This is a genomic window from Cedecea selenatireducens (assembly GCF_042138895.1).
GTDB lineage: Bacteria > Pseudomonadota > Gammaproteobacteria > Enterobacterales > Enterobacteriaceae > Cedecea > Cedecea selenatireducens.
Window position 1 is genome coordinate 17,157 of the sequence record NZ_JBHIKW010000003.1, and the last position, 13,715, is coordinate 30,871.

Here is a 13,715-nt window from a genome sequence, read left to right on the forward strand (position 1 = left end):
TCAGTCCGCCAGTTCCAAAATACGTACAACTAATTGTGAGAAGCTCATCCCCGCCTCGCGAGCCGCCATCGGCACCAGGCTATGGCTGGTCATCCCTGGAGAGGTATTCACTTCTAACAGGTAAAATTGCCCGTCGCTGTCCAGCATCACATCGACACGGCCCCAGCCGCTGCAGCCAATAACCTGCCAAGCCTGCAGAACTAATGCCTGTAATTCCTGCTCTCTTTGCTCAATTAATCCACCCGGACAGAAATATTGAGTTTCATCAGAGAGATACTTCGCTTCATAATCATAGAAGGTTCCAGCGGGTTGGATGCGAATAGACGGTAAAATTTCATCGCCTAAAATCGCAACCGTATACTCCGGGCCGCTCAACCACTTTTCAATCAGCACTTCTTCATCGTGTTCAAAGGCAAGCTCAAGCGCCGCTGGCAGTGCCTCTGCGTGGTCGACCTTCGACATGCCGACGCTGGAACCTTCACGGCTCGGCTTGACGATAACCGGCAATCCCAACGCGGCAACACGCTCAACCAACGCGCCGCTCAGGCCCGCAGCAATATCCTGGCGATTAACGGCACCCCACGGCGCAACAGGTAAGCCAGCACCCTGCCACAGCAGTTTGCTGCGCAGCTTATCCATCGTTATCGCCGAAGCCATCACGCCGCTGCCGGTATACGGCAGCGCCAGAAACTCCAGCAGCCCCTGCAAAGTACCGTCTTCACCACCGCGACCGTGCAGCGCGATAAAAACTTTGTCAAAGCCCTGAGCCTTCAGCTCCAGCACCGACTGGCTTTGCGGGTCGAACGCGTGAGCATCAATGCCTGCTTCTTTTAACCCGGCCAGCACCGCGCTGCCGGACTGCAGGGAAACCTCGCGTTCTGCGGAATTGCCCCCCAGAAGAACGGCGATCTTATCAGCCATGATGCCCTTCCTCTTTAGTTTGAGGCTGCAACTTGATTTCAGCCAGGTTTCGGGCGATTTTGCCGATATTCCCGGCACCTTGAACGAGAATCAAATCATTTCCCGTCAAAACAGGCGCTAAAATTTCAGCCACTTCTGCATGATCGGATACCAAAATAGGATCAACCTTGCCGCGGCCGCGAATTGTGCGGCATAAAGAGCGGCTGTCGGCGCCAGGAATCGGCGCTTCACCAGCGGGATAAACTTCCAGCATCACCAGGGAGTCAACCTGGGACAGCACGCCAGCAAAGTCATCGTACAAATCACGCGTACGCGTATAGCGGTGCGGCTGGAAAACCATTACCAGATTTTTGTCTGGCCAGCCGGCACGTGCTGCTTTAATCGTGGCATCCACTTCCGTTGGGTGGTGACCATAGTCGTCCACCAGCATGGCGGTGCCTGTTTTACCGTTGACCGACTCCAGCGGATATTCGCCCAGGAAGTCGAAACGGCGACCCGTCCCCTGGAAACTTTCCAGCGCACGAAGAATGGCTTCGTCTTCGATGCCCTCCTCCGTTGCGACAGCAACCGCCGCCGCCGCATTCAGCGCGTTATGGCGGCCCGGGGCGTTCAGCACCACATGCATGTCAGGCTTGTCCTGACGCACGATGGTGAAAAATCCCTGCGCGCCTTTCTGCTGGTAATTCTCAACGCGCACGTCCGCATCGTCGCTGAAACCGTAAGTGGTAGTCTGGCGGCCAACACGCGGCAGCAGCTCGCGAATCACCGGATCGTCCACACACATCACTGCTCGACCATAAAACGGCAAATTGTGCAGGAAATTAATAAACGTCTGCTTTAAATTTTCGAAGTCGCCCTGGTAGGTATCCATATGATCGGCTTCGATATTGGTCACAATTGAGACCATCGGCTGCAAATGCAGGAACGAAGCATCGCTTTCGTCGGCCTCTGCAATGAGATAACGACTGTGCCCCAGGCGAGCATGCACGCCAGCCGCTTTCACCAGGCCACCGTTCACAAACGTCGGATCCAGACCTGCTTCGGCATAAATGCTCGACACCATCGCCGTCGTTGTCGTTTTGCCGTGCGTACCCGCGACGGCAATGCCGTGGCGAAAGCGCATCAGCTCGGCCAGCATTTCAGCACGACGGATAACCGGAATACGAGCTTCATGGGCGGCAACAATTTCCGGGTTATCCGCAGAAATTGCTGTGGAAACAACAACAACGCTTGCATCACGCACGTTTTCCGGGCGATGGTTGAAATAAATCGTGGCACCCAGTGCCGACAACTGCTGCGTGACCGGGTTCGGCGCCAGGTCGGAACCGCTGATCTGATAACCTTCGTTAGCCAATACCTCAGCAATGCCGCCCATACCGGCGCCGCCGATGCCAACAAAGTGAATGTGCCGGACGCGACGCATCTCGGGCACGATTGAACGCAGTTTCGCCAGTTGTTGTGTATTCATTCTCTAAACCTGCAAGCGGCATGCCGCCATTACATCAAATTTACAGGGGGCAATTTGCCTCCCACAAGTATTACGCGCGCGCTGCGGCGCTGACTTCATTTGCTACACGTTCGGTTGCATCAGGGATGGAAGCAGCACGCGCCCGCTCGGCCATTGCCAGCAGCGTTGCTCTGTCCCATTCGGCCAGGGTACGGGTAACGGCATCCACGGTAAACTGCGGCTGCTCCAGTATTTTCGCGGCTCCGGCCTTTTCCAGAGGCAGCGCATTCCAGTACTGCTGCCGATCTTTGTGCTGGAACGGAACAAACAGCGCGGGCAGGCCCGCTGCCGCGATTTCACTCACGGTTAACGCCCCTGAGCGGCAAACCACGACGTCAGCCCATTCATAGGCAGCCGCCATGTCATCAATAAACTCGGTAACCTTATGCTGCGGCTGGCCGGCTTCGGCATATGCCTGCTGCACAACCGCCTGGCCGCCTTTTCCGGTTTGATGCCAGATAGTCACCGTTTCACCCAGGCGTCCGGCAACCTGCGGCATAGTTTGGTTCAAAACGCGCGCGCCCTGAGAGCCGCCCACAACAAGCACCCGCACCGGGCCTTCTCGCCCGGCAAAGCGCACCTGCGGCAGCGGTAACGCCAGTACATCGTTACGCACCGGGTTGCCAACAACATCGGCCTTAGGGAATGCGCCTGGGAAGGCTTGCATCACTTTGGTCGCGATCTTCGCCAACCATTTGTTCGTCAGCCCGGCAATGCCGTTCTGTTCATGCAGCACAACGGGAATGCCCAAAGACCAGGCAGCAAGGCCACCCGGCCCGGAAACATAGCCGCCCATTCCTAATACCACATCCGGCTTCCACGCCTTCATGATGGCGCGAGCCTGACGCCAGGCGTTAAATATACGCCCAGGAGCCAGCAATAAGGCCTTCACGCCCTTGCCACGCAGCCCAGAGATGCGAATAAAGTCAATCTCAATACCGTGTTTAGGCACCAGATCGGCTTCCATACGGTCCGCGGTACCAAGCCACCGAATATCCCATCCTTCAGCCTGAAGATGATGAGCCACGGCCAGCCCGGGGAATACGTGCCCGCCGGTACCGCCCGCCATCACCATCAACCGCTTCGCTTTGCCCGTCATTTGGCACTCCGTGTAAACGCCTGAGCTTTAGCCAGACGCGTTTCATAATCTATTCTCAACAGCAGCATGATTGCCGTGGACATAATCAGCAGGCTGGAACCGCCGTAACTGATAAGCGGCAACGTCAGGCCTTTGGTTGGCAGCATACCCGCCGCAGCCCCGACGTTAACTAACGCCTGGAAGCTAAACCAAATGCCGATAGAACACGCCAGGAAGCCGGAGAAACGCTGATCCAATTCCAGAGCACGTTTGCCGATCGACATCGCACGAAAAGCGACGAAGAATACCATCAAAAGTGCAAGCACCACACCGATATATCCCAGCTCCTCACCGATGATTGAGAAGATAAAGTCGGTGTGCGCTTCGGGCAGATATTCCAGCTTCTGGACCGAATTCCCCAGCCCTTGTCCCCACAATTCACCGCGCCCAAAAGCCATCAGTGATTGCGTTAACTGGTAGCCGCTGCCGAAAGGATCTTCCCATGGGTTCCAGAACGAGGTTACGCGGCGAATACGGTAAGGCTCAGCGAGGATCAGCAGGATAACCGCCGAAATCCCCATGCCGATAATGGCGATGAACTGCCACAGCTTTGCCCCCGCCAGGAACAGCATCGCCAGCGTGGTGACAAACAGCACAACCACGGTACCGAGGTCAGGCTGGGCCAGCAGCAGAACGGCCATCACCAGAATCACGCCCATTGGCTTCAGGAAGCCGCGCAGGTTATTTCGAACTTCATCAACCTTGCGCACAAGATAGTTTGCGAGATAACAGAACAGCGACAGCTTGGAAAACTCAGCGGGCTGGATACGCAGCGGGCCAAAGGCAATCCAGCGCGATGCACCGTTAACCGAGCTGCCGACGACCAGTACAATCAGCAGCATCACGATAGAGGCCAGCAGCATAGCCGTACTGTGGCGCTGCCAGAAATCCATCGGCAGGCGTAGCGTCACCATCGCCAGCACGAACGCGACGATGATGTATAACCCGTCGCGTTTTGCGAACAGGAAAGGATCGTTGGCCAGACGCTGGCCCACCGGCATCGACGCAGAGGTCACCATAATAAAGCCGATCGCCGCCAGACCGAGGGTCAGCCAAAGCAGCGTGCGGTCATACAGCACCATGCTGTTGGCGTCGGCCTCACGGGAGCCCATTACCCACCCTTTTAACGCCGAAGCGACCCAGGCCAGGATGCCAAATCCTGGTACACGGGGAACGCGCAGGCGAGGGAGAGATAAACGCATCAGCCGAGCTCCTTCGCAAGTTGAGTAAACATATCGCCGCGTTGTTCGAAGTTTTTGAACTGATCGAGGCTGGCGCAGGCCGGAGAAAGCAGCACCATATCGCCAGATTCCACACGGGCCGCGGCAAGTTTCATTGCCTGCTCCATGGTTTCTGTCTGCTCGGCAATATCCGGGCGTAACTCGGCCAGTTCGGCACCGTCACGACCAAAGCAGTACAGGCGCACGCGGTCGCCCTGCAGGTAGCGAGCCAAAGGCGAGAAATCAGCGGACTTACCGTCTCCCCCCAGCAGCAGATGCAGCGTGCCCTCAACATGCAGGCCGTTCAACGCGGCTTCGGTACTGCCGACGTTGGTCGCCTTGGAATCGTTAATCCAGCGTACACCGTTACGCTCCCAGGCCAGCTGGAAACGGTGTGCCAGACCGGTATAGGTGGTCAGCGCTTTCAGGCTGGTAGAACGAGGCAGCTTCACCGCATCCGCCAGCGCCAGAGCTGCCAGCGCGTTGGTATAGTTGTGCTGCCCGACCAGCTTCATCTCTTTGGTGTTGAGGATCTTCTCCCCTTTCACCCGCAGCCAGGTATCACCCTGCTGGCGGTTAAGATGATAATCACCGACGTCGACACCGAAGCTGATGCAGCGCTCGTCTGCACCACGCACCGGCATGGTCAGCGCGTCGTCCGCGTTGACCACACAAACTTTGGCATTTTCATAGATGCTCAGCTTCGCCGCACGGTATTGCTGCATCCCAAACGGATAGCGATCCATATGATCTTCCGTTACGTTCAGAACGGTCGCCGCCGCGGCCTTCAGGCTATGGGTGGTTTCCAGCTGGAAACTGGAGAGTTCGAGCACATAGAGCTCACAGCCTTTATCCAGCAGCATCAGCGCTGGCAGGCCAATGTTTCCGCCCACGCCCACGTTCACGCCCGCCGCTTTCGCCATCTCTCCCACCAGCGTGGTCACTGTGCTTTTACCGTTGGAACCGGTGATCGCGACAATCGGCGCCTGGGCTTCACGGCAAAACAGTTCGATATCACCGACTATTTCGATACCAGCGTCTGCCGCCGCGCTCAATGCCGGCGTGGCAAGCGCAATGCCCGGACTTGCGATAATCAAATCCGCCGCCAGGAGCCAGTCTTCATTTAACGAGCCGGTATGGCGCTCAACGTTCTCAGGCAGCTTATCAAGACCAGGAGGGGAGATACGGGAGTCCATCACGCGCGGCGTAACGCCGCGAGCAAGGAAGAAATCCACGCAAGACAGGCCGGTAAGGCCTAACCCGATGATAACGACGTTTTTACCCTGGTAATCTGCCATATTTAGCGAACCTTCAGCGTAGCCAGGCCAATCAGCACCAGCATCAGCGAAATAATCCAGAAGCGCACAATGACGCGCGGCTCCGGCCAGCCTTTCAATTCATAGTGGTGGTGAATCGGCGCCATACGGAAGATGCGCTGTCCCCGGAGCTTGAACGAGCCAACCTGCAGGATAACCGACAGGGTTTCAACCACGAATACGCCGCCCATAATCACCAGCAGGAATTCCTGACGCAGCAGTACCGCGATAGTCCCCAGCGCACCGCCGAGAGCCAGAGAACCTACGTCGCCCATGAAGACCTGAGCCGGATAAGTGTTAAACCACAGGAAACCTAAGCCAGCACCGACAATCGCCGTACAGACGATAACCAGCTCACCCGCGTGACGCAGGTAAGGAATGTGCAGATAGCCCGCGAAGTTCATGTTCCCCGTCGCCCACGCGACCAGCGCAAAACCAGCGGCCACGAACACGGTCGGCATAATCGCCAGGCCATCAAGGCCATCGGTCAGGTTTACCGCGTTACCGGTACCGACAATGACAAAGTAGGCAAGCAGCACATAGAACAGGCCAAGCTGCGGCATCACGTCCTTGAAGAACGGCACAACCAGCTCGGTCGCAGGCGTCCCTTTCCCGACGGCATACATTGTGAAGGCAACCACCAGCGCAATCACCGACATCCAGAAGTACTTCCAGCGAGCGATCAGCCCTTTAGTGTCCTTCCGAACTACTTTCCGGTAATCATCAACGAAGCCAACGATCCCGAAGCCTATCAGCACGAACAGTACGCACCAGACGTAAGGGTTAGAGGGATAGGCCCACATCAGCACGGAAACCACAATGGCGGTCAGGATCATGATCCCGCCCATCGTTGGCGTCCCTTTCTTGCTGAAATGCGACTCAGGACCGTCGTTACGAACAACCTGCCCGAAGGAGAGCTGTTGTAAACGCGCGATCATACGCGGCCCCATCCAGAGGGAGATAAACAGAGCGGTCAGCAGGCTGACAATGGCGCGAAACGTCAGGTAAGAAAAGACGTTAAAACCGGAATAATATTTGACCAAATGTTCGGCCAGCCAAACTAGCATGCTTGTTTCTCCTGTAATGCGCGAACCACCTCTTCCATGGCCGCACTACGTGAACCTTTCACCAAAATGGTTAAAATTGAATGTTCCGCAATCAGCGCCTGTAAACGCGCGACCACGGCCTGTTTATCGGTAAAATGCTCGCCAACATCTGATGCGTCGCTGAGCGTCTTGCTCAACACACCCACGCTCAGAACACGGTCAATACCTGCGGCCTTTGCCGCTTCGCCAACCTGACGATGACAGGCCTCGGCTTCATCACCCAGCTCACCCATGTCGCCAACTACCATCACGCGGTAGCCCGGCATTTCTGACAGCACCTGCGCCGCCGCGGTCATTGAGCCCACGTTAGCGTTGTAGCTGTCGTCCAGCAGCAGCTGGTTCTCAGCAAGCTGAATAGGGAACAGGCGACCGGGCACGGCTTTCAGCTCGGTAAGCCCGGCTTTAACCGCTTCCAGCGTTGCGCCAACGGCCATCGCCAGTGCGGTCGCCGCCAGAGCGTTAGCAATGTTGTGGCGGCCAGGTAATGGCAGCACAACGTCGACATCGCCCTGCGGGGTTTGCAGAGTAAACCCGGTGCCATGAGAAGTGATATGAACGTTGGTCGCGGTAAAGTCGCTTCCGGCCGCATTCGGAGAGAAGCGCCAGGTTTTGCGATCGCCCACGATCGTCTTCCAGTTCAGCCAGTCGTTGTTATCGGCGTTAAGGATCGCCGTGCCGTTCGCCGCAAGGCCGGTAAAGATCTCGCCCTTCGCTTTCGCCACGCCAGCCAGAGAACCAAAACCTTCAAGGTGCGCAGCAGCCAGGTTGTTGACCAGAGCCGCTTCCGGACGGGTTAACCCCACGGTCCAGGCGATTTCCCCCTGGTGGTTAGCACCCAGCTCGATAACGGCATAATCGTATTCTGGCGTCAGGCGCAGCAGCGTCATCGGCACGCCAATATCGTTATTCAGGTTACCTGCGGTATAGAGCGTATTGCCGCACTGGCGCAGAATAGATGCCGCCATTTCCTTCACGGAGGTTTTGCCGGAAGAGCCGGTTAACGCCACAACGCGAGTAGGCACCTGCTGGCGAACCCATGCACCCAGCTCGCCAAATGCAAGACGGGTATCGGCCACTACCAGTTGTGGCACATCAATATCCAGCTTACGGCTAACCAGTAATGCGCCGGCCCCACCTTTCACCGCATCGGCGGCAAAGTCATGGGCGTCAAAACGTTCGCCTTTCAGCGCGACAAACAGGCAGCCAGCCGTCAGCTTGCGGGTGTCGGTTGTGACGTCGATAATGTCCGCATCTGCGCCGTGCAGCTGCCCGTCGAGAATAGACTCCAGTTGCTTCAGAGAGACGCGAATCATGCGACAACCCCCAGCAGACGTGCAGCCGTTACGCGGTCGGAGTAATCCAGACGGCGGTTACCGACAATCTGATAATCCTCGTGGCCTTTACCCGCCAGCAGCACGACGTCATTTTCTTTCGCCTGCATGATGGCGTTGGTCACCGCTTCTGCGCGCCCCAGTACTACGTGTGCACGCCCGGCGTCCAGCATGCCGGTCAGGATATCGTCGACGATGGACTTCGGTTCTTCGGTACGTGGGTTGTCATCGGTCACCACCACCACATCGGCGTATTGCTCAGCAATACCGCCCATGATTGGCCGCTTACCTTTGTCACGATCGCCGCCGCAGCCAAATACGCACCAAAGTTTGCCGGAGCAGTGCAGACGAGCAGCCTGCAGGGCTTTTTCCAGCGCATCAGGCGTGTGGGCATAATCCACTACCACGGTAGGTTTGCCAGCGACGCTGAACACTTCCATGCGGCCACAAACCGGCTGGAGGCGTGAAGCGGTTTGAATTAATTCGTCGAGCGGGTAGCCCAACGCCAGCAGCGTTGCCAGAGCCAGCAGCAGGTTGCTAACGTTAAACGCGCCCATCAGGCGGCTTTCAATTTCGCCTTTGCCCCACGATGAGCTGAAGCGGATAGTCGCCCCACCATCGTGATAAATAACTTCGTCAGCTTTCAGCCAGCGGCCATGAGCGCCCGGCTCAAGGTTATTTTCCATGGTGACCGCAACGGCATCCGGCAGGCGAGCAAGCCAGCGGTGACCCACTTCGTCATCGGCGTTAACGATCGCCTGGCCGCAGTCATGCTCGGAGAACAGCAGCCACTTAGCGGCCTCGTAATTCGCCATATCACCATGATAATCAAGGTGATCGCGGCTTAAATTGGTAAATACGGAAGCAGCAAATTTCAGCGCTGCCACGCGATGCTGAACCAGGCCGTGGGATGAAACTTCCATGGCGCCAAAGGTCGCATTTTGTTCTTTCAGGCTCGCCAGCACGTGCTGCACGTCTACCGCAGAGCCGGTGGTGTTTTCTGTCGGTACAACCTGCCCCAACAGGCCGTTGCCCACGGTCCCCATCACGGCGCTGGTTTCACCCAGTAATTGCGCCCACTGCGCCAACAGCTGAGTGGTTGTCGTTTTTCCGTTAGTCCCTGTTACGCCAACCAGGCGTAAAGCTTCAGAAGGCTGATGATAGAAACGCCCCGCCAGCGCAGACAGCCGCTGATGCAGCTGGCTCAGGTAAATAACCGGCACGCCGTGCATCTCGCGAACTTCACCATCCGCAGCTTCACCGTCCGCTTCTGCGATCACGGCAGCCACACCCTGTGCTATCGCCTGCGGGATATAACGACGCCCGTCCGCCTGATGACCAACCACGGCCACAAAAAGATCGCCCGCAGCCGCCACGCGGCTGTCGAGTGTCATCTCTCGCAGCGCTCTCGCAGGGAGTCCAGCTACCCACGGAGCAAGAAGGTCGCTCAAATTACGATCTGCCACCTGAAGCCTCTTTCTGATTAATTACAAATTCGCTTTTTTCACCGGTTGCCAGCGCATCCGGCTCTATGTTCATGGTGCGCAGTACGCCGCCCATGATTGCACCGAACACAGGTGCAGAGATGGCACCGCCGTAATATTTACCGGCCTGTGGATCGTTAATCACTACGACCAGAGCAAAACGAGGATTGCTGGCTGGCGCAACGCCTGCGGTGTAAGCAATGTATTTGTTGATGTATTTGCCGTCCGGCCCGACTTTTTTCGCGGTACCGGTTTTGATAGCGATACGGTAGCCCTTGATGGCCGCTTTCACGCCGCCACCGCCGGGCAGCGCCACGCTTTCCATCATGTGAAGCACGGTGCGAACGGTTGATTCAGCAAAGATACGCTCGCCGGGAACCGGCGGGTCAACTTTGGTTATCGACAGCGGCCGGTAGACACCATAGCTGCCGATGGTTGCGTAGACTCGCGCTAACTGTAACGGGGTTACCATTAGCCCGTAGCCGAAAGAGAAGGTGGCCCTCTCTATGTCAGACCACCGTTGTTTTTGAGGATATAAGCCACTGCGTTCCCCGACCAACCCCAAATTGGTCGCTTTTCCCAGTCCAAAACGTGAGTAAGTGTCTACTAACGCTGAGGAGGGCATCGCTAACGCCAGTTTTGAAACCCCGACGTTACTCGACTTCTGTAGTACCCCGGTAAGGGTCAATTCGTTGTAGCGCCCGACGTCTTTGATCTCATGACCATTGATTCGGAACGGCACGGTGTTAAGCACGGTATTTTCCTGAACCACACCACGCTGTAGCGCGGTCATCACCACCATCGGCTTAACGGTGGAACCCGGTTCAAAAATGTCGGTAATGGAACGGTTACGCATCACATCTTTTGCCGTGCCGGTCAGATTGTTCGGGTTATAGGACGGGCTGTTTGCCATCGCCAGAACCTCACCAGTGCTCACGTCAACTAAAACGGCGCTGCCCGATTCGGCCTTGTTAAAAGCAACGGCGTTATTCAGTTCACGGTACACCAGCGCCTGCAGGCGTTCATCAATGCTCAAAGCCAGGTTATGGGCGGCCTGGCTGTCAGTGGAGGAAATGTCTTCGATAACGCGCCCGAAGCGGTCTTTACGCACAATGCGCTCGCCGGGCTGGCCGGTGAGCCATTTATCAAAGCTTTTTTCTACCCCCTCTATCCCTTCACTATCGACGTTGGTAAAGCCGATGAGGTGAGCAGTCACTTCGCCTGACGGATAGTAGCGGCGAGATTCCTGCCGCAAATGGATCCCAGGAAGCTTGAGCTTCTTGATGTAGTCGCCAATATCCGGGTTAACCTGGCGAGCGAGATAAATAAACCGCCCATTTGGGTTGCTGTTCACGCGGGAAGCAAGCTGGTCGAGAGGAATTTTTAGCGCATCCGCCAGGGCCTTCCAACGGTTGTCCAGCGTCACGCCACCGGCGTCGTGTAATTCTTTCGGATCGGCCCAAATCGCATTTACCGGCACGCTAACGGCCAGAGGGCGGCCAGCGCGATCGCTAATCATACCGCGAGAGGTAGATACCTCCTGCACACGAAGTGAGCGCATGTCACCCTGACGCACCAGCATGTCCGGACTGATTATCTGTAGCCAGGCAACACGGCCCAGCAGGAAAGCCAGCGCCAACAGAATGCAACCGCAGAGCAACGCAAAACGCCAACTGATAAAGTTGGCCTGTTCTTCCTGACGTTTTGGTTTAAGCGTTTTTGCCGCTGCTCTCATCTGTCGCACTATTCCTTATTGCTGAACTACGATGTTTTCCTGCGAAGGATCGACATGCTGCAGCTGCAGCTTTTCCGTCGCGATCCGTTCAACCCGGCTATGATCGCCGAGCGCATTTTCTTCAAGAATCAGGTTGCGCCATTCAATATCCAGCGCGTCACGCTCAAGCACCATCTGCTCACGCTGCGCGGTCAGCAGACGGGTATGGTGCGCCGTCGTTACCACGGAAACCGCGGTAACGATAATCGCGGCGAACAAACAAAGTGCCAGTTTCCCATGACGAAAAAGATCGCCACCAATCACGGTAGGCAAAGCATGACGCTCATTGCTGCCGAGCTGCGTAACTCTGCTTAGGGTCTCTGTCACTCGGTTGATCATGCGTTAGTCCTCTCTGCGATACGCAAAACGGAACTGCGTGCACGCGGGTTCTCCGCCACTTCATCTTCACCCGGCATCATTTTGCCGATCGCTTTGAGCTGGCGACCGCCCAGCTTATTCAGCTGTGCTTCCGTCATGGGTATACCCGCCGGAACCTGCGGACCGCGGCTCTTTTCACGCATAAAGCGTTTAACGATGCGATCTTCCAGCGAGTGGAAGCTAATGATCGACAAACGACCGCCAACCGCCAACGCTTCCAACGAGCCATTCAACGCTTTTTCAATTTCATCCAGCTCGCTGTTGATCCAGATACGAATAGCCTGGAAGGTGCGGGTCGCCGGATGCTTGAACTTATCTTTGACCGGCATTGCAGCAGAGACGACCGCCGCCAGTTCTTTAGTGCGTGTCATCGGCTCTTCGCGGTTACGCTCGACGATGGCACGCGCAATACGTTTGCCAAAGCGTTCTTCACCAAAGGTTTTGATCACCCACGCAATATCCGCTTCTTCCGCCGTCATCAGCCATTGGGCTGCGGATTGACCGCGCGTTGGGTCCATACGCATATCCAGCGGCCCATCGCGCATAAACGAAAAACCGCGCTCCGCATCATCCAGTTGAGGAGAAGAGACGCCGAGATCCAGCAAAATGCCATCGATCTTACCGCCCAGTTCGCGCTCACGAGCGTAATCTGCAAGCGCAGAGAATGGGCCATGAATGATGGAGAAGCGTGGATCATCAATAGCAGCAGCTGCGGCAATAGCCTGCGGATCGCGGTCGATCGCCAGCAACCGTCCTTGCTCACCGAGCTGGGACAGGATCAGGCGTGAGTGGCCACCGCGACCAAAAGTGCCATCAATGTAGATGCCGTCAGGACGAATATTCAGGCCGTTAACGGCCTCATCCAGCAGCACCGTAGTGTGTTTAAAATTTTCCATCATTTCTAAAGTGACAAGTCCTGCAGACGATCCGACAAGGTGTTTGTCGAACCCTGCTCAGCGTCGATATCTTCCTTGACCTGTTGATGCCAGGTCGCTTCATCCCACAGCTCAAACTTATTGAACTGGCCGACCAGCATTACTTCTTTGGTGAGCCCGGCGTGCTGACGTAAAACTGGCGCCAGCAGCAGTCGCCCGGCGCTATCCATCTGACATTCACTGGCATGCCCCAACAGCAGGCGCTGCACGCGGCGCTCTGCGGGGTTCATGCTCGACAGACGGGCAAGCTTTTGTTCAATGATTTCCCACTCGGGAACGGTATAAAGCAGCAGGCAGGGGTGATGGATGTCGATGGTACAAACCATCTGACCTTCTGAGGTTTCGATCAGCTTTTCCCTGTAACGGGTAGGCACGGCAAGCCGCCCCTTGCTGTCGAGATTGACTAACGTTGCCCCACGGAACATGCCAGCCTCACCCTTTAATGACCCATTTCACCACTTTACCCCACAAATTCCCACATAAAGGAGTTTACGGAGGGGAGGAAAACCTTGTCAAGCCAGCCAGGTCGCCTGCGGGAATAAATTCCCGCGCCTAAGCGATTGATTAATGGCTGGCGTGAAAAAACTCGCATTGGCGAGGCAAAA

The 13,715-nt window shown here is 56.5% G+C and carries 12 protein-coding genes; all 12 read right to left on the reverse strand.

Annotated elements, in window-relative coordinates:
- The 12 genes from ACE38U_RS05495 to mraZ all read right to left on the reverse strand — a co-directional run bounded on the left by ACE38U_RS05495 (position 1) and on the right by mraZ (position 13,535).
- The gene (locus tag ACE38U_RS05495) at positions 1-921 is read right to left on the reverse strand and encodes a D-alanine--D-alanine ligase (RefSeq protein ID WP_375529315.1); all 921 of its coding nucleotides are present in this window, start codon (positions 919-921) and stop codon (positions 1-3) included.
- The gene (gene murC / locus ACE38U_RS05500; protein ID WP_038475578.1) at positions 914-2,389 is read right to left on the reverse strand and encodes a UDP-N-acetylmuramate--L-alanine ligase; all 1,476 of its coding nucleotides are present in this window, start codon (positions 2,387-2,389) and stop codon (positions 914-916) included. The genes ACE38U_RS05495 and murC overlap by 8 nt, the downstream gene beginning before the upstream one ends.
- A gap of 70 nt (positions 2,390-2,459) precedes the next feature.
- The gene (gene murG, locus ACE38U_RS05505) at positions 2,460-3,527 is read right to left on the reverse strand and encodes an undecaprenyldiphospho-muramoylpentapeptide beta-N-acetylglucosaminyltransferase (RefSeq protein WP_038475580.1); all 1,068 of its coding nucleotides are present in this window, start codon (positions 3,525-3,527) and stop codon (positions 2,460-2,462) included.
- Positions 3,524-4,768: a cell division protein FtsW gene (ftsW, locus tag ACE38U_RS05510; RefSeq protein ID WP_038475584.1), complete on the reverse strand. Its 1,245-nt coding sequence runs from the start codon at positions 4,766-4,768 to the stop codon at positions 3,524-3,526. Before ftsW ends, murG begins: the two co-directional genes overlap by 4 nt.
- On the reverse strand, positions 4,768-6,084 hold the full coding sequence (murD, locus tag ACE38U_RS05515; RefSeq protein WP_375529316.1) for a UDP-N-acetylmuramoyl-L-alanine--D-glutamate ligase: 1,317 nt from the start codon (positions 6,082-6,084) through the stop codon (positions 4,768-4,770). Before murD ends, ftsW begins: the two co-directional genes overlap by 1 nt.
- 2 nt (positions 6,085-6,086) lie before the next feature.
- The gene (gene mraY, locus ACE38U_RS05520) at positions 6,087-7,169 is read right to left on the reverse strand and encodes a phospho-N-acetylmuramoyl-pentapeptide-transferase (RefSeq protein WP_038475590.1); all 1,083 of its coding nucleotides are present in this window, start codon (positions 7,167-7,169) and stop codon (positions 6,087-6,089) included.
- Positions 7,163-8,521 (reverse strand): UDP-N-acetylmuramoyl-tripeptide--D-alanyl-D-alanine ligase, encoded by a 1,359-nt coding sequence (murF, locus tag ACE38U_RS05525; RefSeq protein ID WP_038475593.1) that lies wholly within the window; start codon positions 8,519-8,521, stop codon positions 7,163-7,165. Before murF ends, mraY begins: the two co-directional genes overlap by 7 nt.
- On the reverse strand, positions 8,518-10,005 hold the full coding sequence (murE, locus tag ACE38U_RS05530; protein WP_176982176.1) for a UDP-N-acetylmuramoyl-L-alanyl-D-glutamate--2,6-diaminopimelate ligase: 1,488 nt from the start codon (positions 10,003-10,005) through the stop codon (positions 8,518-8,520). The genes murF and murE overlap by 4 nt, the downstream gene beginning before the upstream one ends.
- Positions 9,992-11,758, reverse strand: coding sequence for a peptidoglycan DD-transpeptidase PBP3 (gene ftsI, locus ACE38U_RS05535; RefSeq protein WP_038475599.1), 1,767 nt, complete (start codon positions 11,756-11,758; stop codon positions 9,992-9,994). Before ftsI ends, murE begins: the two co-directional genes overlap by 14 nt.
- Before the next feature lie 15 nt (positions 11,759-11,773).
- On the reverse strand, positions 11,774-12,136 hold the full coding sequence (gene ftsL / locus ACE38U_RS05540) for a cell division protein FtsL (RefSeq protein ID WP_038475601.1): 363 nt from the start codon (positions 12,134-12,136) through the stop codon (positions 11,774-11,776).
- Entirely contained in the window at positions 12,133-13,074 is a 942-nt protein-coding gene (gene rsmH / locus ACE38U_RS05545) for a 16S rRNA (cytosine(1402)-N(4))-methyltransferase RsmH (RefSeq protein WP_375529317.1), read from the reverse strand. Before rsmH ends, ftsL begins: the two co-directional genes overlap by 4 nt.
- A 2-nt stretch (positions 13,075-13,076) precedes the next feature.
- Positions 13,077-13,535, reverse strand: a complete 459-nt coding sequence (mraZ, locus tag ACE38U_RS05550) for a division/cell wall cluster transcriptional repressor MraZ (protein ID WP_038475605.1) — start codon at positions 13,533-13,535, stop codon at positions 13,077-13,079.
- Positions 13,536-13,715 lie beyond the last annotated feature (180 nt).